This is a genomic window from Acinetobacter sp. ACNIH2, assembly GCF_002934965.1.
GTDB classification, from domain to species: domain Bacteria; phylum Pseudomonadota; class Gammaproteobacteria; order Pseudomonadales; family Moraxellaceae; genus Acinetobacter; species Acinetobacter tandoii.
Genome location: NZ_CP026412.1, coordinates 3,598,644 through 3,622,492, shown reverse-complemented (window position 1 = coordinate 3,622,492; position 23,849 = coordinate 3,598,644). Strand labels below are relative to the sequence as shown.

22 protein-coding genes and 1 riboswitch are annotated in these 23,849 nt (G+C 39.5%); of the genes, 13 read left to right on the top strand and 9 right to left on the bottom strand.

Annotated features, from left to right (window positions below):
• Nucleotides 1-25 precede the first annotated feature (25 nt).
• The 4 genes from C3F34_RS17280 to C3F34_RS17265 are packed head-to-tail and all read left to right on the top strand — an operon-like array spanning nt 26 to nt 4,378.
• Nucleotides 26-2,053 (top strand): NADPH-dependent 2,4-dienoyl-CoA reductase, encoded by a 2,028-nt coding sequence (locus C3F34_RS17280; RefSeq protein WP_104442195.1) that lies wholly within the window; start codon nt 26-28, stop codon nt 2,051-2,053.
• A gap of 51 nt (nt 2,054-2,104) precedes the next feature.
• On the top strand, nt 2,105-2,512 hold the full coding sequence (locus C3F34_RS17275; protein ID WP_104442194.1) for a nuclear transport factor 2 family protein: 408 nt from the start codon (nt 2,105-2,107) through the stop codon (nt 2,510-2,512).
• A gap of 36 nt (nt 2,513-2,548) precedes the next feature.
• Nucleotides 2,549-3,271: an SGNH/GDSL hydrolase family protein gene (locus C3F34_RS17270; protein WP_104442193.1), complete on the top strand. Its 723-nt coding sequence runs from the start codon at nt 2,549-2,551 to the stop codon at nt 3,269-3,271.
• Between the two features lie 12 nt (nt 3,272-3,283).
• On the top strand, nt 3,284-4,378 hold the full coding sequence (locus C3F34_RS17265) for a YheT family hydrolase (RefSeq protein ID WP_104442192.1): 1,095 nt from the start codon (nt 3,284-3,286) through the stop codon (nt 4,376-4,378).
• Nucleotides 4,379-4,453: 75 nt separating this feature from the next.
• Here C3F34_RS17265 and C3F34_RS17260 read toward each other — a convergent pair whose 3' ends face one another.
• Nucleotides 4,454-4,861, bottom strand: a complete 408-nt coding sequence (locus C3F34_RS17260) for an internalin (protein ID WP_104442191.1) — start codon at nt 4,859-4,861, stop codon at nt 4,454-4,456.
• A 227-nt stretch (nt 4,862-5,088) separates the two neighbouring features.
• On the opposite strand from C3F34_RS17260, the gene C3F34_RS17255 reads away from it, so the two are divergent.
• The 7 genes from C3F34_RS17255 to C3F34_RS17225 all read left to right on the top strand — a co-directional run bounded on the left by C3F34_RS17255 (nt 5,089) and on the right by C3F34_RS17225 (nt 13,002).
• Nucleotides 5,089-6,726: a CTP synthase gene (locus C3F34_RS17255; RefSeq protein ID WP_016167764.1), complete on the top strand. Its 1,638-nt coding sequence runs from the start codon at nt 5,089-5,091 to the stop codon at nt 6,724-6,726.
• Nucleotides 6,727-6,764: 38 nt separating this feature from the next.
• Nucleotides 6,765-7,622 (top strand): 3-deoxy-8-phosphooctulonate synthase, encoded by an 858-nt coding sequence (gene kdsA, locus C3F34_RS17250; RefSeq protein ID WP_016167765.1) that lies wholly within the window; start codon nt 6,765-6,767, stop codon nt 7,620-7,622.
• A 44-nt stretch (nt 7,623-7,666) separates the two neighbouring features.
• Complete coding sequence (eno, locus tag C3F34_RS17245; protein ID WP_016167766.1) at nt 7,667-8,956, top strand: phosphopyruvate hydratase; 1,290 nt, start codon at nt 7,667-7,669, stop codon at nt 8,954-8,956.
• Between the two features lie 17 nt (nt 8,957-8,973).
• Complete coding sequence (gene ftsB, locus C3F34_RS17240; protein WP_044738446.1) at nt 8,974-9,375, top strand: cell division protein FtsB; 402 nt, start codon at nt 8,974-8,976, stop codon at nt 9,373-9,375.
• Nucleotides 9,341-10,057, top strand: coding sequence for a 2-C-methyl-D-erythritol 4-phosphate cytidylyltransferase (gene ispD, locus C3F34_RS17235; RefSeq protein WP_104442190.1), 717 nt, complete (start codon nt 9,341-9,343; stop codon nt 10,055-10,057). Before ftsB ends, ispD begins: the two co-directional genes overlap by 35 nt.
• Before the next feature lie 126 nt (nt 10,058-10,183).
• A complete protein-coding gene (gene rodA / locus C3F34_RS17230; RefSeq protein ID WP_104442189.1) occupies nt 10,184-11,320 on the top strand; it encodes a rod shape-determining protein RodA in 1,137 nt (378 codons plus the stop codon).
• Between the two features lie 206 nt (nt 11,321-11,526).
• A riboswitch (glycine riboswitch) is annotated at nt 11,527-11,615 on the top strand.
• A gap of 142 nt (nt 11,616-11,757) precedes the next feature.
• Nucleotides 11,758-13,002, top strand: a complete 1,245-nt coding sequence (locus C3F34_RS17225; RefSeq protein WP_104442188.1) for a D-amino acid dehydrogenase — start codon at nt 11,758-11,760, stop codon at nt 13,000-13,002.
• A 61-nt stretch (nt 13,003-13,063) separates the two neighbouring features.
• On the opposite strand, the gene C3F34_RS17220 is transcribed toward C3F34_RS17225, so the two are convergent.
• On the bottom strand, nt 13,064-13,714 hold the full coding sequence (locus tag C3F34_RS17220) for a hypothetical protein (protein WP_104442187.1): 651 nt from the start codon (nt 13,712-13,714) through the stop codon (nt 13,064-13,066).
• A gap of 101 nt (nt 13,715-13,815) precedes the next feature.
• Between C3F34_RS17220 and ispF the strand changes: the two genes are divergently transcribed.
• A complete protein-coding gene (ispF, locus tag C3F34_RS17215; protein ID WP_104442186.1) occupies nt 13,816-14,307 on the top strand; it encodes a 2-C-methyl-D-erythritol 2,4-cyclodiphosphate synthase in 492 nt (163 codons plus the stop codon).
• Here the strand turns inward: ispF and C3F34_RS17210 are convergent.
• The 6 genes from C3F34_RS17210 to C3F34_RS17180 all read right to left on the bottom strand — a co-directional run bounded on the left by C3F34_RS17210 (nt 14,295) and on the right by C3F34_RS17180 (nt 21,503).
• On the bottom strand, nt 14,295-14,819 hold the full coding sequence (locus C3F34_RS17210; protein WP_104442185.1) for a protein tyrosine phosphatase family protein: 525 nt from the start codon (nt 14,817-14,819) through the stop codon (nt 14,295-14,297). The genes ispF and C3F34_RS17210 overlap by 13 nt on opposite strands.
• Before the next feature lie 60 nt (nt 14,820-14,879).
• Entirely contained in the window at nt 14,880-15,971 is a 1,092-nt protein-coding gene (locus tag C3F34_RS17205; protein WP_042069147.1) for a 3-deoxy-7-phosphoheptulonate synthase, read from the bottom strand.
• A gap of 125 nt (nt 15,972-16,096) precedes the next feature.
• The gene (locus tag C3F34_RS17200) at nt 16,097-16,987 is read right to left on the bottom strand and encodes a sulfite exporter TauE/SafE family protein (protein ID WP_026441133.1); all 891 of its coding nucleotides are present in this window, start codon (nt 16,985-16,987) and stop codon (nt 16,097-16,099) included.
• A 132-nt stretch (nt 16,988-17,119) separates the two neighbouring features.
• A complete protein-coding gene (locus C3F34_RS17195) occupies nt 17,120-17,416 on the bottom strand; it encodes a DUF1634 domain-containing protein (RefSeq protein ID WP_322873839.1) in 297 nt (98 codons plus the stop codon).
• Nucleotides 17,413-18,969, bottom strand: a complete 1,557-nt coding sequence (locus C3F34_RS17190; RefSeq protein WP_104442184.1) for a PepSY-associated TM helix domain-containing protein — start codon at nt 18,967-18,969, stop codon at nt 17,413-17,415. The genes C3F34_RS17195 and C3F34_RS17190 overlap by 4 nt, the downstream gene beginning before the upstream one ends.
• Nucleotides 18,970-19,331: 362 nt before the next feature.
• Complete coding sequence (locus C3F34_RS17180; protein WP_104442183.1) at nt 19,332-21,503, bottom strand: TonB-dependent siderophore receptor; 2,172 nt, start codon at nt 21,501-21,503, stop codon at nt 19,332-19,334.
• A gap of 221 nt (nt 21,504-21,724) precedes the next feature.
• On the opposite strand from C3F34_RS17180, the gene lpxB reads away from it, so the two are divergent.
• The gene (lpxB, locus tag C3F34_RS17175; protein WP_044738455.1) at nt 21,725-22,894 is read left to right on the top strand and encodes a lipid-A-disaccharide synthase; all 1,170 of its coding nucleotides are present in this window, start codon (nt 21,725-21,727) and stop codon (nt 22,892-22,894) included.
• A 17-nt stretch (nt 22,895-22,911) separates the two neighbouring features.
• On the opposite strand, the gene C3F34_RS17170 is transcribed toward lpxB, so the two are convergent.
• Nucleotides 22,912-23,835 carry an AraC family transcriptional regulator gene (locus tag C3F34_RS17170; RefSeq protein ID WP_104442182.1) on the bottom strand — a complete coding sequence of 308 codons (924 nt, stop codon included), beginning with the start codon at nt 23,833-23,835 and terminating at the stop codon, nt 22,912-22,914.
• Nucleotides 23,836-23,849 lie beyond the last annotated feature (14 nt).

Here is a 23,849-nt window from a genome sequence, read left to right as displayed (position 1 = left end):
GTACATTGCAAGCCATGGAGGTCTCATGTCCAATTATCCACATTTACTCGCCCCATTAGATTTAGGATTTACTACACTTAAAAACCGTGTACTTATGGGTTCTATGCACGTTGGTCTTGAAGAAGCGCCAGGTGGTTATGACCGTATGGCAGCATTTTATGCAGAGCGGGCAAAAGGCGGTGTTGGACTGATTGTGACGGGCGGTATTTCACCCAATGATCATGGTTTGACTTTTAAAGGGGGTTCTAAGCTCGATACCCGTGAAGAAGCAGAGCACCATAAAGTCATTACGCAGGCAGTCCATGATGCGGGCGGTAAAATTGCACTGCAAATTCTGCACACTGGTCGTTATTCATATCAAAAAGATATTGTTGCACCATCTGCAATTCAAGCACCGATAAACCCAAGCCGTCCTAAGGAATTAAGTTCTGCTGAAGTTCAGCAAACGATTGATGATTTCGTAAACTGTGCCAAGCTTTCGCAATACGCTGGTTATGATGGTGTAGAAATCATGGGTTCAGAAGGTTATTTAATCAATGAGTTTATTGCTGCCAGAACGAACCATCGTGATGATGAATGGGGCGGTAGTTATGAAAAACGTATTCGTTTCCCAATTGAAATTGTAAAGCGTACCCGCGAAGCAGTCGGTGAAAACTTCATCATTATTTACCGTTTATCTATGTTGGATTTGGTTGAAGGTGGTTCGAGCTTAGAGGAAGTTATTCACTTAGCCAAAGAAATTGAAAAAGCAGGTGCAACCATTATCAATACAGGCATTGGTTGGCATGAAGCGCGTATTCCGACTATTGCGACTAAAGTGCCTCGTGCGGCATTTACTTGGGTGACTAAAAAATTAAAAGGTAGCGTAAACATACCTTTGGTTACTTCTAACCGTATTAACACACCTGAAATGGCAGAGCATGTTTTGGCATCTGGTGATGCTGACATCGTATCGATGGCTCGACCAATGTTAGCTGACCCTGAATTTGTACTTAAAGCAGAACAAGGGCGTAGTGATGAAATTAATACTTGTATTGGTTGTAACCAAGCCTGTTTAGATCACATTTTCTCGATGAAAATTGCAACATGTTTAGTGAATCCACGTGCATGTTATGAAACAGAGCTAATCTTCAAAGAAGTTGGTCAAGCAAAAAATATTGCGGTGATTGGTGCGGGTCCTGCGGGATTAAGTTTTGCAACTTATGCAGCAGAGCGTGGTCATAACGTCACCATTTTTGAAGCTGCGAATCAAATTGGTGGTCAGTTCAATATTGCGAAAACTGTACCAGGTAAAGAAGAGTTTTATGAAACCTTACGCTACTTCAAGCGTAAAATTGAATTGTTACAACCGAAGATTAAGCTGCAATTGAACCATAAAGCGACTTATGAAGAACTCAGCCAAGCCAACTTTGATGACATTGTGGTCGCTACAGGTGTAACACCACGCGAGTTGAGCTTTGAAGGGATCGATCATCCAAAAGTACTGAGCTACATCGAAGTATTAAGAGAGCGTAAGCCCGTGGGTAAACGCGTCGCGGTGATTGGTGCGGGTGGTATTGGTTTTGATACGGCTGAATACTTGAGCCACGAAGGTGAAAGTGGCAGTTTAAATCCACAGAAATTTTATGATGAATGGGGGATTGATACGCATTACAACGATGTGGGCGGTCTAAAACAACCACAAGTAGAAGCTTCTGAGCGTGAAATTTTCTTGTTGCAACGTAAACCTACATCTGTGGGTGCAGGTTTAGGGAAAACCACAGGCTGGATTCACCGTGCTGGTTTGAAAAACCGTGATGTACAGATGATTGCGGGTGCAAGCTATGAAAAAGTTGATGACCAAGGTCTGCACATCATTGTGAATGATAAATCAATGATTCTAGATGTAGACAATGTGGTGATTTGTGCAGGGCAAGAACCTTTCACTGCAATGTTTGATCAATTAAAAGCTGATGGTAAAGCCGTACACTTAATTGGTGGCGCAAAAGAAGCAGGTGAATTGGATGCGAAACGTGCAATTCGTCAAGGTGCTGAGCTTGCAGCAGTCATTTAAAACCAAGGGGACCTATGGGTCCCTTTTTCATTAATCAAAGAGAAAACAACAATGCAATTAAAACAAACCCAAGATGCATTACATAAATGGCACCACATGGTTGCAACACGTGACATGGACTATTTAAATGAATTGTTAGCAGACAATGTGGTCTTTAGATCTCCTGTTGCTTTCCATCCTTATGAAGGTAAAGCCGTGGTGCAGTTTATTCTGAGCAATGTTATTCAGGTATTCGAAAACTTCACCTATTACCGTGAATTCCTGACAGAAAATGCTCAATCTGTTGTTTTAGAGTTTTCGGCAAATGTCGGGGACAAAAAGTTAAAGGGGATCGATATGATTCAATTCAATGAACAAGGTCAAATTGTTGATTTTGAAGTGATGATTCGACCAAAAAGTGGTTTGGAGGCATTGGCTGCTGAAATGGGACAGCGTATTAAGCAGTTTCAGCCTGCTTAATTTATATTTCTTCATACAATTACTGAGATGAAACAGATGTGGTTAAAACTTTCGACTTTAGCTTTATTGCCTGTGTTGGTGTTCCAAGGAGTAAAAGTTCGCAAGAATACACCACGTCTTTTAGAAGCCAGTGGTGATCGTGAGGGAATAATTGGTCAAGGGCAGCAATTATCCTTATTAATTTTAGGAGACTCGGCTGCAGCAGGAGTTGGAGTAGAATCACAAAGTGAGGCTTTGTCTGGCGCGATTCTTCAAGCATTACAAGATGAATATCAGATTCTCTGGAAACTACATGCAAAGACTGGCGATACGACGGAGCAAGTCATTCGGGCAACGCAGCATTTAGCACCCCAGCAGTATGATGTGGTGATGACATCGGTCGGTGTGAATGATGTCACCAAATTGACTTCAGTCAAATCTTGGTTGAAGCAACAACAGCATTTATTTGAGGAAATACAGAATCGGTTTCAGCCGAAATTGATTATTGTTACAGGTGTCCCACCGATGCAGCATTTTCCTGCATTGCCGAATCCATTGGCATGGTTACTGGGTCAATATGCAACTGCAATGAATCAGCAATTACAGCAATATTTAGCGCAGAACAGTCGGTTTAAGTTTCTACATTTTGATATGCATGCTTTTCAAACAATGAATTTGCCGATGGCAAGCGATGGTTTTCATCCAAGTAAAGAAATTTATGCCATTTGGGGTCAGCAGATCGCCACATTAGTACAGCAATCTTTTACTCATCATCAATAATGGTAAATCGATATGAGAATATCTACTTTAAATAAAATTAAAGTTCTAGGTTCGGAATGGATTGATTCGGTTATCGGTGCTGAACAACCAAAACTGTACTATAGCCCACAAGGGCAAAGTAAAAAGGTGCTAGAAAAGTTACCTCAGCTTCAACAGAAATATCGTCCAACCCCGTGGTTATCAAACTCACATGCACATTTATTATATTTTGATGTGATTAAGAAGCGAACCATTCAACTTGAGTATGATCGAATTGATCAGTTGACCATGCAAGATGGTGGTGTGACTGCGGTGGCGTGGTATGGTCTAGCTTTACCTCCAGAAACCCCGACGATCATCATTTTGCATACGATTACGGGCAATTTAGCCAGTATGAGAGAGTTGGTTCGAGATCTGCATCAATATACGGGCTGGCGTATTGCTTTGTGTTTGCGCCGTGGGCATTCAGATTTACCTTTACCTGTACCAAAAATGAGCTTGTTTGGTTTTACCTCTGATTTACGGGAGCAAGTCACCTATATTCAGCAACAATTTCCAGATTCACCTTTATATGCCGTAGGTTCATCTGCGGGTACAGGCTTATTGGTTCGTTATTTAGGTGAACAAGGACTTGATACTCCTTTTAAAGCCGCTTTCGCATTATGTCCTGGCTATAACACTGAACTTGGCTTTGTAAACATTCATCCTTTTTATAGTAAGGTCATGACTAAAAAGTTATTCAAGACTTTTATCCAGCCTTATTTAACAACTTGGGAACCTGTGACTTCATTGTCGAAGGTATTAGCGGTAAAAACACTGGCCGAATTTGAGAAAAGTTATTTTGAATTGGCAGGTTATCCCGACTATGCCAGTTATACCCAAGCCATTAATCCCATTCATGTATTTGAAAATATTAAAATACCTTTGATGGTTTTAAATTCTGAGGATGACCCCGTTTGCCATATCAAAAACTTTTATCCTTATAAATCAGTGATTGAAAGAATGGAAAATGTTATTGTTGTGACGACCAAAAAGGGCAGTCACTGTGGTTTTTATGAAGGGATTACGCAAACCCGATCATGGGCTGCAAAATTAATGGCAGATTATTTAAAATTGCATGTAGATTAAAGTTTTGATGGCTTTTTATCGAGCATTAAAAAAACCAGTTCATTTGAACTGGTTTTTTTTTAAATAAACTTTAAATTATTTATTGTCTAATGCAGGAGTTGCAGCGGCAATTGCAGCAGCGACAGCATCATCTTCAGACTGAGCAGCAGTATTTGGTTTTGGCTGTTGTACAGCTTGAGCTGGTTTCTCTTCAGCTTTAGGTGCTTCAGTTACTTGAGAAGTAGCTGGTTTAGGTGCTTCTTCACGACGAATTTCAGTCGTAGTATTTGGAGTTTGCTCACGCACAACTTCAACTTGAGTTGGGATTACAACTTCAGCTTCAGGTTTAGATGCTTCTAAAGGTTGGAACTGCGCTTGTTCAGTTGGTTCAGATGCAGCTTGAGCTGTTTCAGTTTGCTCATCCTTAGGCTCTTCTTTTTTCACACATGCCGTAAGTAATAAACCCATTGCAAGGGCGCCACAAATTAAAAATTTCTTATTCATAATTGCACAAAATAAAGCATAAATAGAGTGCGCGTAGTATAGCAGCAAAATTACAGATGAAAAATCCTGAGATTCCCCACTAAATTTTTATCGGAAATGCTGATAGAATAGCCAATTGTTTATTGATCTATGAATTGCTGCTAATTGACTTTGCTTTCTAGGTGCAGAGTAAAGTAAAATCGCACAACATTGTAGGCCGATTTAGGCTCCATTGTACGAGAAACTTAATGACCCATTTTATTTTCGTTACTGGTGGTGTAGTTTCATCACTAGGTAAAGGTATTTCAGCTGCTTCAGTTGCTGCACTTTTAGAAGCCCGTGGTTTAAAAGTCACCATGGTCAAAATGGATCCATACATTAATGTCGATCCAGGGACGATGAGCCCATTCCAGCATGGTGAAGTTTTTGTCACAGAGGATGGTGCTGAGACTGACTTGGATTTGGGTTATTACGAACGTTTCTTACGTCGTGCGAAAATGACCAAACTCAATAACTTTACTTCTGGTCGTGTTTATCAAGACGTACTCAATAAAGAGCGTCGTGGTGATTACTTAGGTGGTACTGTTCAAGTAATTCCACACATTACAGACAATATTAAAGAACGTGTTCTTCGCGCTGGCGAAGGTTATGACGTTGCCATCGTAGAAATCGGTGGAACTGTAGGTGACATTGAATCTCTCCCATTCATGGAATCTGTACGTCAGTTAATGGTTGAATTAGGCCACAAACGCACAATGCTGATGCATTTAACGTTGTTGCCATATATCAAATCTGCGGCTGAGTTAAAAACCAAACCGACTCAACACTCTGTAAAAGAGCTGTTATCTATTGGTATTCAACCAGATATCTTAATCTGCCGTACTGAATACGATGTGGATGCGGATACAACACGCAAAATTGCATTATTCACCAACGTAGAAGCGCGTGCGGTTGTGGTGTGTAAAGATGCGAAAACGATTTATCAAATTCCTCGCACATTCTATGAGCAAGACGTTGATGATTTAATTTGTGAACGTTTTGGTTTTAATAATTTACCAGAAGCCGATCTTTCAGATTGGGACAATGTAGTAGAAGCATTGTTAAACCCTGAATACACAGTTCGTGTTGCAATGGTGGGTAAATATGTTGAACTTCCAGATGCGTATAAATCTGTAAACGAAGCTTTATTACATGCTGGTATTCAAAATCGCGTTAAAGTTCAAATCGATTACGTGAATGCTGAAGACCTTGAAAGTCAAGACGTAGCAACTGCATTGAAAGATGCTGATGCGATTCTTGTGCCAGGTGGTTTTGGTGAACGTGGTACTGAAGGCAAAATGAAAGCAATTCAGTATGCGCGTGAAAACAATGTGCCATTCCTTGGTATTTGTTTAGGTATGCAGTTAGCTGTAATTGAGTTTGCTCGTAACGTTGCAGGTATTGCAGATGCGACTTCTACAGAGTTCAATCGTTCAACTAAATCACCATTGATTGGTTTGATTACTGAATGGTTAGATGAGCGTGGTGAAGTCCAACAGCGTAGCCTAGAATCTGACCTTGGCGGCACAATGCGTTTAGGTGCACAAAAATCAGAACTGGTTGAAGGCACAAAAACACGTGAAGTGTATGGCAAAGCTGAGATTGTAGAGCGTCACCGTCACCGTTATGAAATGAACAACCGTTTCATTCCAGTACTTGAAGAAGCGGGGATGAAAATTTCTGGCTATTCACCTGTACAGCACTTAGTAGAAACAGTTGAAATTCCTCAACATCCTTGGTTTATTGCTGTACAATTCCACCCGGAATTTACAAGTTCTCCACGTGATGGTCATCCATTATTTGCAGGTTTTATTGGTGCAGCGAAAGCAAAACATCAAAAAGCTTAAGAATAAAGTATGTCTAGGACTAAACTAGGAAAGTTTAAATGTCACAATTAAAACCACAAGAAATTGTACGTTTAGGCGATATACAAATGGCAAACCACTTGCCATTTGTACTATTCGGCGGCATGAACGTATTAGAGTCAAAAGATTTAGCTTTTGAAATTGCAGAAACTTATGTTGATATTTGCAAGCGCTTAGACATTCCGTATGTGTTTAAGGCAAGTTTCGATAAAGCGAATCGTTCGAGCTTAAATTCATTCCGTGGTCCTGGTTTGGAAAAAGGAATTGAATGGTTGGCAGACATTAAAAAGCACTTTAATGTGCCAATCATCACCGATGTGCATGAGCCGTATCAAGCCGCACCAGTGGCAGAAGTTGCAGATATTATTCAGTTGCCGGCTTTTTTAAGTCGTCAAACTGACTTGGTTGAAGCAATGGCAAAAACCGATGCCATCATTAACATTAAAAAAGCACAATTCCTTGCTCCACACGAAATGCGTCATATTTTGCATAAGTGTCTAGAAGCTGGAAATGACAAGCTTATTCTATGTGAGCGCGGTTCTGCATTTGGCTATAACAACCTTGTTGTAGACATGTTGGGCTTCGACATCATGAAAGAAATGAATGTACCTGTATTCTTTGATGTGACGCATGCATTGCAAACGCCTGGTGGTCGTGCAGATTCAGCGGGCGGTCGCCGTGCGCAAATCACAACACTTGCTCGTGCAGGTATGGCAACAGGCCTGGCTGGTTTGTTCTTGGAAGCACATCCAGATCCTGAAAAAGCCAAATGTGATGGTCCATGTGCATTACGTATGGCCCAACTTGAGCCGTTCTTAGCACAGCTAAAAGAATTAGATACCTTGGTAAAAGGTTTCGCAAAATTAGATACTCATTGATGCTTTCTAAGGCATCTCGTTATTAATCAACTGAGGAATTATTCATGAGCCAAATCGTTGACATTCGTGCACGTGAAATTTTGGACTCTCGTGGTAACCCAACCATCGAAGCAGACGTTATCCTAGAATCTGGTGTTGTAGGTCGTGCATGTGCACCTTCTGGTGCTTCAACTGGTTCTCGTGAAGCTTTAGAACTTCGTGATGGCGACAAAGCACGCTATTTGGGTAAAGGTGTTAAAAATGCGGTTAACAACGTAAACACTTTAATCCGTGACGCTTTAGTGGGTAAATCAGTATTTGAGCAAAAAGACATCGATAACACGATGATTGCGCTTGATGGCACTGAAAACAAAGAAAAACTAGGTGCTAACGCAACTCTAGCTGTTTCTTTAGCTGCTGCACGTGCTGCTGCGACTGAAAAGAAAATTCCTCTTTTCCAATACATCGCAGACTTACGTGGTCAAACGACTTTAAGCATGCCTGTACCAATGATGAACATCATCAATGGTGGTTCACATGCAGACAATAACGTTGATATTCAAGAGTTCATGATTGAGCCAGTTGGCTTCACTTCATTCGCTGAAGCATTACGTGCGGGCGCTGAAATCTTCCATTCTCTAAAATCAGTTTTAAACAAAAAAGGTTTAAACACTGCTGTAGGTGATGAAGGTGGTTTTGCACCGAACTTGCGTTCAAATGAAGAAGCAATCACTGTTATTCTTGAAGCGATTGGTCAAACTGGTTACAAAGCTGGTTCTGATATTATGCTTGCACTTGACTGTGCATCTTCAGAATTCTACAAAAATGGTCAATATATCCTTGCAGGTGAAGGCAATAAAGCATTCACAAGCAACCAATTCTCTGACTATTTAGCAGGTCTTGTAAACCAATATCCAATTATCTCAATTGAAGATGGTTTGGATGAGTCTGACTGGGAAGGTTGGTCTTACTTAACGTCTATCCTTGGTGATAAAATCCAATTGGTTGGTGACGATTTATTCGTAACCAATCCTAAGATTTTACAACGTGGTATTGACCAGAAAGTAGGTAACTCTATTCTGATCAAGTACAACCAAATCGGTACATTGACTGAAACTCTTGATGCAATTTACCTTGCGAAAGCAAATGGCTACTCAACTGTAATCTCTCACCGTTCTGGTGAAACTGAAGATTCTACAATTGCGGATCTTGCAGTAGGTACAGCGGCTGGTCAAATCAAGACAGGTTCACTTTGCCGTTCTGACCGTGTTGCAAAATATAACCAATTGCTTCGTATTGAAGAGTTGACTAATGCAATCTATCGCGGTAAAGCTGAGTTCAAAGGTTTGAACTAAGCGATTGAATGCTATCTATGTTAAATGTATTTGACTCCGTTGCGAGTAAATTACTATTGGGCCTTGCGATCGTACTGATCGCAGGGTTTCAGTACTTATTTTGGTTTGGTGAAGGTGGTTACCATGATCATCAGCAACTGACCCAAAAAATCCAACAACAAACAGAAATTAATGATGAGCTTAAAGAGCGTAATCGCGTTCTTGCAGCTGAAGTTTATGATTTAAAGAATGGTGTTGAAGCCATAGAAGAGCATGCTCGTTTAGATTTAGGTTTGGTTAAACCGCGTGAAACGTTTGTTCAAATGAGTACCATCAGTACACAATATAAACCTATTTATATTGATCCTAATGCTAAAGCAGATTTGCGCACCAATGAAGATGACAATGCCATCCCACCAGAGCCAGTTGATGACCAATAAGCTTTGGGTGGTGATTCCTGCCGCAGGTTCTGGACGTCGTTTTTCTCAGTCTGAATTAAAACAATATCAATTGCTTGATCACAAAACTGTATTAGAGCATACAGTGGAGAGATTAAACGGTTTAGCACTAGCAGGTTATGTACTTGCTGTCGCACAAGATGACAATATAATTTCAACCTTGGCTTTGGCTGTTCCTGAAAAATCACATTTTTGTATTGGTGGTAACGAGCGAGTTGACTCTGTATTAAATGCCTTAACTTATCTCACGCAAATTGCGGATAAAGATGATTGGGTATTGGTGCATGATGCAGCGCGTCCTTGTGTCACTTTGCCTGTGTTAAATACATTGGTTCATAAAGCGATTGAAACAGATCAAGCTGCTATTCTTGCCATTCCAGTCCGCGATACTTTAAAGCGGGTTGAAACTGAAGCGATCATCAGTCAGACAGTAAGTCGTGATTTATTATGGCAAGCTCAAACTCCGCAAATGGCTAAACTGGGTGTATTAAAACAAGCAATTGAACTGGCTTTACAAGATCAGCAAGTGATTACCGATGAAGCCAGTGCGCTTGAATATGCAGGACATCCTGTACAAGTGGTTCATGGGCGCTCGGATAATATCAAAATTACCTATCCAGATGATTTGCAGTTGGCGCGTTTGATCATCCAGTCGCAAAGCTAATTTAAAAAACTTCTGCGCTTGCAGTGAATGTTTACGAAATAATTTTCCTGAACGTGGAATTAAGCATTCACTCTATCGCAGTTTAAATTTATACTCTGCTCACTTTTAGCTGTATTGCCTCATCAGATGATACCTTCTCAACAGTATCGTTTCTTACGCCAATCCTTACGTGATGGTCGAAGTATTAAAGACGATTCCTCCAAATGGCACCGTTTACATCTTGATCCTTGGTTGTTGGGATTGTTGGTTGTAAATTCTATTATTGGTTTAATGGCGGTTTATAGTGCCACTGCTGAAGATATGGGAATGGTACTGCGTCAGGCCACCAGTTTTGGTGTGGGTTTTATTCTGTTATTTCTTTGTGCACAAATTCCACCGAAGGTTTATCAGGCCACCAGTCCGTATTTCTATCTGATTTCAATTGTGTTGTTGGTTTTGGTACTTGTGATAGGTGATACTCGTTTAGGTGCTAAGCGTTGGTTGACTATACCAGGTATTGGCAGTATGCAACCCAGTGAGTTTATGAAGTTTGCCATGCCGTTAATGATGGCATGGTATTTTGCGAGAAAGCCATTTCCACCCAAATTGATTCATATTTTGGGGGCGCTGGTCATTATGTTTGTGCCATTTGTATTGGTGGCTTTGCAGCCCGATTTATCTATTGGTTTGATTATTCCAGGGATTTTTGTACTGTTTTTAAGTGGTATGTCTTGGAGACTCATTCTAGGGGCTTTGACCGCGTTGGCTGTTGCTGCACCCGTGTTATGGATGTATGTCTTACAGGCTTACCAAAAAAAGCGGGTATTAACACTATTTGATCCAGAATCTGATGCGCTAGGTGCGGGCTGGAATATTATTCAGTCGAAAATTGCGATTGGTTCTGGTGGGTTAATGGGTAAGGGGTATTTAGAAGGCACTCAATCTCATTTGGGTTATTTGCCTGAACATCATACCGACTTTATTTTATCGACCTATTCAGAAGAGTTCGGATTTTTAGGTGTGATGTTCCTATTTGCGCTTTATGCAGCCATTATTTTCCGCTGTATGATGATTGGTCTAAACTCCTTCCATAACTATGGTCGTTTGTTGGCGAGTGCAATTGGTCTAACCTTCTTCTTCTTTGTTTTTTTAAACTCTGGCATGATCAGTGGTATTTTACCTGTAACAGGGGATCCCTTACCTTTAATGAGTTATGGCGGTACAGCAGTAATTGCACTGTTGGCTGGCATGGGAATAGTTATGTCAGTGCATACGCACCGTTAAAAAGCATTAGCCCCAATCGGGGCTTTTTTTATACTTTGAAACATTATTTTTTCATTTACTACATCAAAATTCTCAAAAATAATAATCTTATAAACACATGAATTTAAAGGTAAATAATCTAGGCTATGCTAATTTGGTATAATAAAGCATTTAATTTGTGTATTTTGCACTCGTAAATGGTATATATATTGCTCATATTATAATAAGCAATTATTGCAGGAGAGAAGCACAGTATGTGCTCGCCGAAGGAGCAACGACCCCGGAAACTCTCAGGCAGAAGGACTGTAATAATTTCAAAATCTGGAGAGAAGTGCATAAACATAACAAAGGCACTCACCGAAGGGGATGGTTATATGTTTAATATGACCGAAGCTCTCAGGTACCAATGACAGATGGGGCACAACACAAGGAATGCATGCATTTCCAAGGAGTGCTTTATGCCACATATTATTGTTATTGGCTCTGGAATTACTGGGGTAACTTCAGCCTACGAATTGTCACAACTGGGCTACGATGTAACCGTCATCGATAAACATCTTTATCCTGCAATGGAAACTTCATTTGCCAATGGTGGTCAGCTTTCGGCATGCAATGCAGAAGTTTGGAATCAAAAGTCGACTGTATTGAAGGGCATTAAATGGATGTCTCGCAAAGATGCTCCGTTGTTGTTAAACCCATCTTTTGATGTGCATAAATATGCATGGTTAGTCGAATTTTTGGGCAATATTAAATACTATAAAGAAAATACCCGTGATACGGTGAAATTAGCACTGATCGCACGGAAACGTTTATTTGATATTGCTGAACAGGAACAAATTCAGTTTGATTTGGAAAAACGAGGCATTTTACATTTTTATCATAATCAGGCTGATTATGAAGTGGCAACGCGAGTAAATGAATTACTTTGTACAGGTGGTTTAGAGCGCTATGCGGTCACACCTGAAGAAATTAAACAGATTGAGCCAAGTTTGACGGGGGACTACTATGCTGGTTTTTATTGTCCTGGTGATGCAACGGGAGATATCCATAAATTTACCAATGGACTAGCCAAAGCGACAGAAAAATATGGAGTAAAATATCGTTTTGGCTTAGAAGTGACAGATGTACAGCACCATGAAAAAGGGGTAACAGTGGTCTGTAAAGCCAGTACTGAAAATATGCATTCAGTAGAACAGACATCAGAATATTTTGACGCCGATGCTGTGGTGGTTTGTGGTGGTGTAGGTAGCTATCAATTGGCACATTTACTGGGTGATAAAGTGAATGTTTATCCTGTAAAAGGCTATTCAATAACCATTAACCTAAATGATGAGCAAAGCGTACAACATGCGCCATGGGTGAGCTTGCTCGATGAAAGTGCTAAGATTGTTACATCACGTTTAGGAGCTAGCCGCTTAAGAATTGCAGGTACCGCAGAGTTTAATGGGTATAACCGTGATATTCGTTCCGATCGAATTCAGCCTTTGGTGGATTGGGCGAATAAAAACTTCGATATCTCCACGCAGAGTGTCGTACCTTGGGCGGGTTTACGCCCCATGATGCCGAATATGATGCCAATTGTGCGTCGCGGTCGACGTGAGCGAGTATTTTATAATACAGGACATGGGCATTTAGGTTGGACTTTGTCTGCTGCTACCGCAGTGATGATTAGTCAGGAGATTGCTTCAACTTATCCAGCTTAATATCAGCAAAAAAAGGCACAGAATTTTCTGTGCCTTTTTTTATTCCGTGAAGTTGTATAGATTAATCATATAGGCGATAAACACCAGTAAATCGCTCACAACCTTTTTGTTGGGTTTTGACAGTTAAAATTGCTTTGTAATAATCAAATTGATATTTACAGTCATGTTCATTGTCGACAATATTTTGTTTTTTCTCTGGGGTCGTATAAGCCAAGAAAGGAATCGTTTGAGTTTCTTTCTTGTTGTTTGGGTTGCGGTAGGCAATTCCTTCAATTTTAATACTGTCTTTACCAAGCTGATGAACTTGTAGATGAATCGGTTGTTGCGCAAGCTTACCATTTTCAAATTTTAAATAATGTTGGGTCAAGCTCTGATTCAATGAGGTATAAAAATTTAAATCATCGGTACGAAGCTCAAATTGCTGTTTAAAACAAGATTCAGATTTACATTGTTGTGTGCGTTTAAGCCATACACTATGGGTATCATCTAATAATCGTAATGGTGCATCACTGATTAAAAATGCAGTCAGATATTGATTTTTGAGTTTTTGCCGTTGCTGTTCGAAACTGCTAGAACACATTGTTTTAATTGCAGTGGTGTCAGTTTTACTACAATCAATTTCCTGAGCGTAACTCAGGTTAGTGTACATGCAACCGATACCAATGAAAAATGCTATAGTTTTAAGGAATTTAATGTCTGTATTCAACAACATGATGGCTTATACTTTCACAACACTGTGCTAGTGTAACTATAGCGAAGTCGAAACACTGAATACAAGATTTCAAGCATTTATTTCTGAGGGAGCGTAACTTAATGGTCGCACATATTCGAATTGGTCAGGGAATGGATGTACACGCTTTTGAGGAAGGCGAATTTGTTACTTTGGCTGGCGTTAAAATTCCGCATACACACGGTTTAAAAGCTCATTCCGATGGTGATGTGGTACTACATGCGTTATGCGATGCATTATTGGGTGCACTTGCACAGGGTGATATTGGGCAGCATTTTCCAGATACAGATCCTGAATTTAAAGGCGCAGACAGTCGAGTGCTGTTAAAACATGTGTACCAATTAATTTTAGATCGTGGTTATGTATTGAATAATGCTGATATGACAGTAGCCTGTGAGCGTCCAAAATTAGCAAAGTATAATTTAGAGATGCGACAATCAATTGCGGATGTGCTGAATGTGGATGTTACTCAAATTAGTATTAAAGCAACAACCACAGAAAAACTAGGTTTTACGGGCCGTCAGGAAGGTATTTTGGCAACCGCTACAGTTTTGATTAGCCATCAAGCAAAATGATTTGCACTCATTAGTGACTGTTGTAACTCTTTGGTAGCTTTACGGCCTTGAAGTTGTAAGGCTACAGCATGAATTAGCCCTGTCCATGTCTCATTTGGTTCCCAAACGGCATGTAGTAAATCTTGAGCGCTGGCGATATCTATGTCCATATAGTACTGGCGATAAAGATAAATTAAGCTACTGACACGAAGGTTATGGGCACAATGAACCCAAACCATCTGCTCTTGAACCAAATGATGCAACATGTCTAAAACTAAGAGACATTGTTCATCTGAAGGTGTGTCCCAAAGAATAGGAATATGAACGTAATTCAATCCTAGTTCTAAGCAAATACGGTCTTCATTCTGAAGATGGTTTTCAGCATCGTTTAGTGCCAGATTGATTACAGTTGTTACACCATATTCTTTGATGTGTTTTAACTGTTCAATTGTCGGTTGCCCAGAACTGAATAAATGTTCATGCACGAACTGGAAATGGTCAATGTGGCTTAAGGCGTTTTCAAGTTGATTCATAACGGTAACTTTTCATTGGCATTAAACAAAACGCCATCCTAGGGGATGGCGCTTGGATGCTTAGCGATTTGGTAATACATCTTTCAAAGCGTTGTGCATTTCTAGCAATACTTTCTCTGTTGTATCCCAGTCAATACAGCCATCTGTAACTGACTTACCATATTCTAAATCACATAGGTTGTCAGGAATATCTTGACGACCGCCTTTTAAATGGCTTTCAACCATAATACCGACAATTGATTTGTTTCCATCTAAAATTTGTTCAGTAATATTTTTTAGAACAAGAGGTTGTAAGAATGGGTCTTTATTTGAGTTGGCATGACTGGTATCAATCATGATTTTGGTACTGACTTTGGCTTTTGCTAATGCATTTTCAGCTTCTGCCACTGAGCCTGCATCATAGTTAGGTTTACCATTACCACCACGTAAAACCACATGTGCATATGGGTTGCCGCTGGTACGAATCACAGAAACTTGACCAAGTTCATTCAAACCTAAGAAACTATGCCCGTGTTTAACCGATTGCATCGCATTAGTTGCAACAGTTAAGCCGCCATCGGTACCATTTTTGAAACCAACAGGAGACGATAAACCTGAAGACATTTCACGGTGAGTTTGGCTTTCAGTTGTACGTGCGCCAATCGCAGACCAAGAAATTAAATCTTGATAATATTGTGGTGAGTTCGGGTCAAGCGCTTCAGTGGCACAAGGTAAACCTTTTTCATTCAATTCCAACAGCAATTGACGACCGATACGTAGACCTTTTTCAATATTGAACGAGTCGTTCATATCTGGGTCGTTAATTAAACCTTTCCAACCTACTGTAGTACGCGGTTTTTCGAAATACACACGCATTACGATATAAAGTGTATCTTTAACTTTTTCGCTGAGTACTTTTAGGCGATCTGCATAATCATGAGCAGCAACTGTATCGTGAATAGAACAAGGACCAATTACGACAAAAAGACGCTTATCTTTACCATCTAAAATATTGCGAATCGTTTCACGACCTTTAAGTACGGTTTGATATGCATTTCCCGTTAATGGCAATTCTTTTTTTAGTTCTGCTGGAGTTACTAAAGGCTGAATGCTTTTCACATTTAAGTCGTCAATGTCTGATTGAGTAATAGGGGTTGGCTGTTGTGTATTCATTGCTGTCACTAGATCGATCATACAAGAGTTTTTTAGTTGATTGAATATAGCACGATTTAATTAGCCTTTTGCTATACAAAAGACTAATAAAACCGTGAAAAAAATAGATTATCCGAATAGATAGTTTAAACGCTGTGTGATTTTTCTACAGTATAAACCATTGCAGTGGTCGGTTTTTGAACAGGTTTTGCTTTTACAGGGTGAATGATAAAATTCACACCTAGGGCAAAAAGTGTGATCCCCAAGATTTTACGAATAATTTTTTCAGGTAATCGAGAACTAATCAATGTCCCGATAATGATGGCAGGAATTGAGCCGACCAATAACCAACCTAAAAGTTGGAAATCGACATTACCTGAGCTCATGTGACCAAGACCAGCCACGAGCGTGAGTAGAACAGCATGTACTACATCAGAACCAATGATGCGAATCATAGGTAAATTAGGGAACATGATGACCAATGCCATGATACCAAACGCGCCTGCACCTACAGAGGATAAAGTAACAAATACACCAAGCACCACACCCATGATAATGATATAAGCGCGTTTATCTTTGGCTTGGAAGTTTACTTTTTCCAAGTCTTCGGTCATATCCAATTGTTCATCTTTGCGGAATTTATTGAAAAAGCGTTCAATATGCCCACGGAAAATAATAGATACACCAGTTAAGGTCAGCATAAAGCCTAAGACCATTGTCAGAACAGCTTTATAGTGTGTGGACTGACTTAAATAATTATCAAGCACCCAATGTGTGGCAAAAGAGGCTGGAATACTGCCTACTGCGAGCCAAATGACGATGGGCCAGACAATATTCATTTTTTTGGCATGGACCATCGAACCGCAAAACTTAGAAATCGATGCATACAATAGATCGGTTCCAATTGCGATGTGAGGCTCAATTTTAAACAGGCTAATCAGAATAGGGGTCATGAGAGAACCACCGCCTACACCCGTAATACCCACACAAAACCCAACCAAAACGCCTGCAAGAATATATTCAAGAGAACCAAACATGTATAGAAGCCAAATATGATAAACCATGCATATGTTATGACTTTTTAAGATAAGTGTTTGTCTTGATAAGTGATTTGCTTATGCAAAAAAACGCTAAAGCAATCTTTAGCGTTATATGAAATGATGTAAATTTTAGCTTCTTTTCTTTACCGAACTCTTTTTTAAGTCATTGATACACATAATTAAAAGAAAGGATACTGGGCTGGCAAAAATCCACCAACTGACAAATCCAATTGAGATTCCATAATGATCAATTAAAATGGCAGCAGCACTAAAGAATAGAAGATAAGCTAAACAGCGACTAATGAATGGATATTGCGTCAAAACATGTAGCGAGGATTGCTTGGTTTTCATAATCTGCTTGCTACTAAGCAAGTGCAAAACCCACAAACCTAGAAAGATAAAAGCAAAGCTAAACATAATCATCATGACGTTTTTACCTCTGGTGTTGAAGTGAGTTTCTTGATGATTTTTTGTTTAGCTGTTGTTTGAATCGGATGAATATTCTTAAAAATAAAATAGCTTAAAATAGCGAGTAAAATAAAAAATAGATCTACACGGAAAAAAGCCCAGTAGTTCCTAAGACTATCAATATACTGGTGCTGAATTAAGTAAAATAAATCAAAAACAGGTAGACATGCAGCCAAGATAATTAAGCAGATCAATTGAGACCGCCACAGCCATTGTTTTGGCGTGAAAAATGCTGCGACCAAACTTAAGCCCCAGAATATAAAGAAATTGTAAATTTCATAATTGGGCATATCAGCGGTGATAAAGACCAAACGATTGGTATAGAAATAACCCATCATTGCGAGGGGTAAACCCACAAAAGTCGCTACATTCAGTCGGTCGACAAGATAATGACCCCAGTGAAACTGCTGTGTTTTATTTTGGAGTTGTCGTTTTAGACTCCATAACAATAGTCCCGATGCAATCATGCAACAACCTAACAGCCCTGAAAAAAATAAGGCCAGACGTAACAAGGGTTGAGCAAAGGTCGCCATATGTAAGCCATACACACCAAAGCTTAAGGTGGCAACAGCACTATCATTCCGTGTTGCGGCTGTCATCAATGCATCGTGCCCACGTAAAGTAATTTGGGGTTGATTGCCCGTAATACTATGATCTTGTAGCTGTGTAAACGTGTATAAAGCTTGATTTGTATTTGGATTTTGTACCGAAATGGAACGCAATTCTTGTTTGCCCCAATGCTGTTCCACTTTTTGCAGTAATTCTGACATTTGCAAATTAGCCTGAGGTGTTATTGATGTGTTTTGCGTTACGACATTGGTTCGGATTTCAGTAAAATACTGATATGGATTTTCAGGATAAAGCGCTTTCATACCCCACGGAAGATACAAATAAAAGAAAATTGCTAAACCCGTAAAGGTAATCATCAAGAAAAAAGGCAGTGCAATCACAGAGGATACATTATGAAAATCAAGCCAAGAACGCTGTGATTTAAAGGTTCGAAGAGTAAAGAAATCAGTGAAAATCTTTTTATGGGTAATAATGCCTGAAATTAGGGCAATCAGCATAATAAAAGCAGCGATAGAAACGGCAACTCGTCCGATATCAACTGGTAGACCAAAAAGTTGGTAATGGAAGTGATAGAAAAAGTCGCCACCTTCAGTAGCTGAAAGGCTCAATTCTTTTCCTGTAGTTGCATCTAGAGTTTTACTTTCATAGCCGCCATCTGCTTTTTGCCAATAAATATTATTGACAGGTGATTCGGCTGAGGCAATACCTATAAACCATGATTTTGCGTCGGGTGCATGATTTTGCAAATAGTTTGTCGCCGATAGAATGGCGATTTGTTGTTGAATTTCATATTTTGCCAGTTGGGGTTGCATCCATAAGTTAATTTCGTGGCGATAATACGATGCTGTTCCCATTAGGAATATTGCGAATATGACCCATCCGAGCAATAACCCTGTCCAAGAATGTAACCATGCCATCGATTGACGAATACTTTTATGCATGAATTAACCCATTCCTAGAAATAATAAAAGAAGAACAACAACACATGAGGCTATGCTCACGAATGTGAGCTTTATAAGAGATTGAATACAGAAACTGGTAATCACAAAGAAAACATAAAAAATAAGACTGATGAAAGCCGCTAAAAAGATTGATTCTGCTTTGGGTAAACTCAGATGAAACAGATGTGTTAAGGCTAAACTGAGTAAAGCTGTACAAATAAAACCAAGTATGAAGGCTATAATAAAACGATACAGCACTTGAATACGGTAGGTCAGTGAAAGAGGTAATGCTTTACTCATAAAATAAATCACTATGGAAATGCAAAAAAACCAAGCCTGATGGTTCAGGCTTGGCGGGTTCATTAATACTTAAATTTTACAGACATCGTATAGTTTGCTGGCTCGCCATAAAATGCTTGACCATTAGGGAAGCTATTTAAATACTTCTTATCGGTAATATTATTACCGTTAACCTGTAGGCTGACATGTTTGTTGACTTCATAGCTTGCCATTAAGTTGATTAGGGCATAATCATCCTGAGTGATGGTGCTGTTTAAATTTGAGTCATAGAGTTTAATATTATCTTGCCATTGAAAACCAGCACCAACTTTTAATTTAGGTAAAGCAGGCACTGTATATGTCGCTAATAGGTTAATTGTCTGATTTGGATTGTAGGTTCTGGCGGCACCACCATTTTTCAGATCTTTCAGGCTGAATTGTGTATATCCAAACGCCAGATTTATGTTATCAGTTAATTGACCAGATAGACCAATCTCAACACCTTGAGAGCGTAGGTCACTGGTTTGTACCTTGCGGTTTAATGGATTGCCATCAGAACTGCGTAGAGGGTAGTTATTTTGATCTGTTCTAAATATAGCAAGTGAGCCGGTTAATTTATCGTCTAACCATGAGCTTTTAAAACCAGCTTCATAGCTTTCACCTTCGACTGGTTTGAGTGCTTGCCCCGTGGTTTCTTCTATACCTGTTTGTGGTCTGAAAATAGATGTATAGCTCATGTAACCCGTATATTCTGGTGTGAAATTATAAGTTAATCCTGCATATGGGGAGAACTTACTTTCATCATAGTTCATGGCAGAGCCATAACTTATGCCTTTACTCGAGGCCTCAACATAATTGCCACCTAAAATGAATTTTAAATTATCGGTTAAATGTAGACGTGTGGCTGCATAGAAAGAGTTGATATCTTGTTTATAGTCGGCTGCATCAGAAAATGCAGACCATGTGACTGATTTGGGTGTCCAGCTTGCCCAATTGGTTGTGTATTGTGTTGTATATGAAACACCATTATAAACACTAGTTACATTGTTGATATTACTGTCATTAATAAAGCCGCTAGATTGCTGATCATTCTGTTTAGATTGAATGCGGCTGTATCCGAAAGTAGCTTCGTGTTCTCGATTAAATAAGTCGTAACTTCCTTCAAAATTTAGGTCGGCAAGATGTTGACGTAGATGTTCTTTACCACCCCATGCTGTGAGGGAAACTCCTGAACCATCGGCTTGTGGATTGCCGTAATAATAGAGTAAACGGCTATTATGTTCTAAATCATTGTAGTTATAGGTAAGTTTAGCAGCCCATTTATCTCCAAGTTTTTGTTTTAACTCTACAAAGGCATTTTGAGCAGTATTGTCCCAATGTGCCCAGTCTGGGTTTGGATTGTATTTTTGGTCATAAGACAGTTGTTGACCATTTGCTCCAAGTAAAGGTAAAGCTCCCCAGTTGTTTGCATTAGGTTTATTCTGATTTTGGCTATAACCAACAGTTAACAAGGTCGTATCTGTCAGATCCGCTTCAATAACTCCTGCAAAACCATTTTTTTCAGAAGAATATCGATCTAAATAAGAATCCCCCGTTTGTTCATAGCCCATTAATCGGCCACGAACGCGTCCATCTTGAGTAAGAGACCCTGAAATATCTGCTTCATAACGTTCCGTATTCCATGAACCATAACTCATTCCTGCATTGGCTTGAAACTCTTTGGTTGGGCGTTTGCGAATATTGTTAATTGTCGCGCTAGGGTCACCAAAGGCATTGGAAAGGGCATCGGCGCCTTTAATCACTTCAACTCGATCATAGAAGAAAGTATCAGGATTGGTATTGTTATAGTTCCAGTTAGAAAGAGGAAAGCCAACACTGTCAGTCAGAATATTAGAGATTTCAAACCCACGTGCCATATAAGTAGTTCGTTCAGTTTCCTGATTAAGAACCGTCACCCCTGGTGTATTTTTTAATACTTCGCGTGTTGAATTTAAGCCGAAATCATCAATTTGCTGACGTGTCACCACATTTACGGTTTGTGGTGTTTCCTGTGTATCAATATTCAGTTTGGTTGCACTACTGCTTTTTTTAACGTTATAGGCCTTGGTTTGCTCGGAGTTTTGATTGGTTGTTACATCGGCTTGTAACTGAATAGTAGACAGGGTTGCAACATCATCTTGGGCAAAACTAAGATTGATATGAGCAATGGTAAGAGCAAGTAGGGAATACTTAAATAACGCGGGCGACTTTGACATGATAATTGATAGTGTAAATGATTCGCATTAAGTTTATTTTTAAATTTAATGATGTTCAATTGTGTAACTATTGTAAATCTAGATGAGTTAAAAAGACTTCATGGTCAAATTAGATTTAGAAAGTGGTGTAGTTTTACGCTTTAACCATTTTCCTAAATTTTTCAAATGCATTGCCTATGCTAGAATATTGAGACGTTTAACTTTGAACAGAGCATAAAGTCTTGAACAACAAAAAATTAAAAATAGGCATCGTCGTCGGTGAAGTTTCTGGTGATACTTTAGGTGCCAAATTAATTCGCAGTTTTCGTGAGCAAGGAATTGATGCTGAGTTTGAAGGAATTGGTGGTCCTCAAATGATTGCGGAAGGCTTTCAAAGTGACTATCCGATGGATATTTTATCGGTGATGGGGATTGTTGAGGTCTTAAAAGACATTAAAAAATTATTTGCAGTACGTGATGGTCTGGTTGAAAAATGGACAAAACAACCCGTAGATATCTTTATCGGTATAGATGCACCTGATTTTAATTTGCGCTTATCGAAAAGTTTGAAACAAAAACAATTACCGATTAAAACTGTGCAATATGTCAGCCCTTCGGTTTGGGCATGGCGACAAGGGCGTGTATATGGAATTAAGGCAAGTATTGACTTGGTACTGTGTTTATTTCCGTTCGAGAAAGCATTTTTTAAAAAATTCGATGTACCAGCAGCTTTTGTTGGTCATCCATTAGCAAGTCAACTGCCTTTAAAAAATGATTTGGTCGAAGCTAAGCAAGAACTTGGTTTGGCAACGAATCATAAGCATATTGCGTTATTACCAGGCAGTCGCCGTGGAGAGGTTGAACGCTTAGGTCCATTGGTACTCAAAGCGGGAGAAATTCTGAGCCAAAAATACCCTGACTACGAATTTCTGATTCCAGCGATTAATGATGCACGTAAACATCAAATTGAACATTTACTGCAACATTATTCTGATGCTTTCCGCGCTAAAGTGCATTTATTAGAAAATACAGACACGGAGTCTAAAATTGGTCGTCAGGTGATGAATGCAGCTAATATTGTGGCTTTGGCTTCAGGCACCGCAACTTTGGAAGCGATGCTGTTACACCGTCCGATGGTGACTTTTTATAAACTCAATTCTTTAACTTATTTCATTGCAAAATTACTGATTAAGATTCCTTATTATTCTTTGCCTAACATTATTGCAGGGAAAAAAGTGATTCAGGAGTTGATTCAGAATGATGCAACACCAGAGAATTTGGCACATGAAATCGAAAAACTGATGAATATTGAAGTGGCGCAAATTCAGGTTATGCAGCATATTACCATGCATAAACAGTTACTTTCGGGCAATAGTGAAGATCCCGTACAAGCGATTTTAAGTTTGCTGTAGCGTACGCCGTATTTATGCTATTGCATAAATTGTTGGCGATATTGAGTAGGTGTGAGATCAAATTGCTTTTTAAATGTTTGACTGAACGCCGTTTCAGACGCATAGCCCACCAAATGGGCAATTTGTTGAATCGTGTATTGTCCTTGTCTTAGGTATTGTGATGCAATGCGTAGCCGATGTTGCTGCAAATAGGCGAGAGGTGTTTCACCCACAATTTGACTAAATAATTGAGCAAATTTAGAACGGGACATACAGCATTGTTCTGCGAGGGTTTCTACCGTCCAAGCGCGTTGCGGTTGCCCGTGAATGGCTGCTAAGGCATTGGATAATTCTGGATGAGAGAGAGCCGCTAACCAGTTTTTGCTATCACTCAGTTGTAAAATGTAATCTCGAACGCATTCAATAAAAAATATACTCACTAAATGATCTAAAATTTTGTCACGACCTGGCTGGACTTGTAGCGTTTCTACCGCTAAAAACTGTAAGCCAATCTGTAACCATTCAGGAATCGTTTGTCCATTCATTTGATGCAGATGAATAGAGTGGGGTAAGGCATTTAACAATGGTCGTGCCATGATACTGTCCATATGGCAGCGGATTGCTAAGATGACAGTCTGTTTTTCTTCACCCGTGCCAAATTCAATACTTTTTTCACCAGTTTCATCGAAACGATGGGTAATATTTAATGTATCAACCAAAGGGTTTGGCGTATTAAAGGCGGTATGGCTTTGACCCGAAGGGATTAAAATTAAATCGCCCGCACGTGCTTGAACTTGTGTAGTTGCATCTAATTGAATGATGGCATGACCTGTGACCATAGCATAAGCCACCATCGCACTCTGGTCTTGATATTGAAAACACCAGTCTCCTTGCGCTTTCAAATAAAGGTATTCCGATTTGTTTAGATGAATATCATCAAAAATTTTACTTAGTGCATCCATGTCTTTTCATTCTT

Excerpts from the sequence above, each read along its gene's own strand:
- C3F34_RS17205 (WP_042069147.1), bottom strand. The coding sequence starts at position 15,971 with ATGAATACACAACAGCCAACCCCTATTACTCAATCAGACATTGACGAC.
- C3F34_RS17200 (WP_026441133.1), bottom strand. The coding sequence starts at position 16,987 with ATGTTTGGTTCTCTTGAATATATTCTTGCAGGCGTTTTGGTTGGGTTT.
- C3F34_RS17195 (WP_322873839.1), bottom strand. The coding sequence starts at position 17,416 with ATGATGATTATGTTTAGCTTTGCTTTTATCTTTCTAGGTTTGTGGGTT.
- C3F34_RS17180 (WP_104442183.1), bottom strand. The coding sequence starts at position 21,503 with ATGTCAAAGTCGCCCGCGTTATTTAAGTATTCCCTACTTGCTCTTACC.
- rodA (WP_104442189.1), top strand. The coding sequence starts at position 10,184 with ATGATACCTTCTCAACAGTATCGTTTCTTACGCCAATCCTTACGTGAT.
- C3F34_RS17255 (WP_016167764.1), top strand. The coding sequence starts at position 5,089 with ATGACCCATTTTATTTTCGTTACTGGTGGTGTAGTTTCATCACTAGGT.
- C3F34_RS17190 (WP_104442184.1), bottom strand. The coding sequence starts at position 18,969 with ATGCATAAAAGTATTCGTCAATCGATGGCATGGTTACATTCTTGGACA.
- eno (WP_016167766.1), top strand. The coding sequence starts at position 7,667 with ATGAGCCAAATCGTTGACATTCGTGCACGTGAAATTTTGGACTCTCGT.
- C3F34_RS17270 (WP_104442193.1), top strand. The coding sequence starts at position 2,549 with ATGTGGTTAAAACTTTCGACTTTAGCTTTATTGCCTGTGTTGGTGTTC.
- C3F34_RS17265 (WP_104442192.1), top strand. The coding sequence starts at position 3,284 with ATGAGAATATCTACTTTAAATAAAATTAAAGTTCTAGGTTCGGAATGG.
- C3F34_RS17275 (WP_104442194.1), top strand. The coding sequence starts at position 2,105 with ATGCAATTAAAACAAACCCAAGATGCATTACATAAATGGCACCACATG.
- C3F34_RS17220 (WP_104442187.1), bottom strand. The coding sequence starts at position 13,714 with ATGTTGTTGAATACAGACATTAAATTCCTTAAAACTATAGCATTTTTC.
- C3F34_RS17225 (WP_104442188.1), top strand. The coding sequence starts at position 11,758 with ATGCCACATATTATTGTTATTGGCTCTGGAATTACTGGGGTAACTTCA.
- C3F34_RS17170 (WP_104442182.1), bottom strand. The coding sequence starts at position 23,835 with ATGGATGCACTAAGTAAAATTTTTGATGATATTCATCTAAACAAATCG.
- C3F34_RS17260 (WP_104442191.1), bottom strand. The coding sequence starts at position 4,861 with ATGAATAAGAAATTTTTAATTTGTGGCGCCCTTGCAATGGGTTTATTA.
- C3F34_RS17210 (WP_104442185.1), bottom strand. The coding sequence starts at position 14,819 with ATGAATCAACTTGAAAACGCCTTAAGCCACATTGACCATTTCCAGTTC.
- ispF (WP_104442186.1), top strand. The coding sequence starts at position 13,816 with ATGGTCGCACATATTCGAATTGGTCAGGGAATGGATGTACACGCTTTT.
- kdsA (WP_016167765.1), top strand. The coding sequence starts at position 6,765 with ATGTCACAATTAAAACCACAAGAAATTGTACGTTTAGGCGATATACAA.
- ftsB (WP_044738446.1), top strand. The coding sequence starts at position 8,974 with ATGTTAAATGTATTTGACTCCGTTGCGAGTAAATTACTATTGGGCCTT.
- ispD (WP_104442190.1), top strand. The coding sequence starts at position 9,341 with ATGCCATCCCACCAGAGCCAGTTGATGACCAATAAGCTTTGGGTGGTG.
- C3F34_RS17280 (WP_104442195.1), top strand. The coding sequence starts at position 26 with ATGTCCAATTATCCACATTTACTCGCCCCATTAGATTTAGGATTTACT.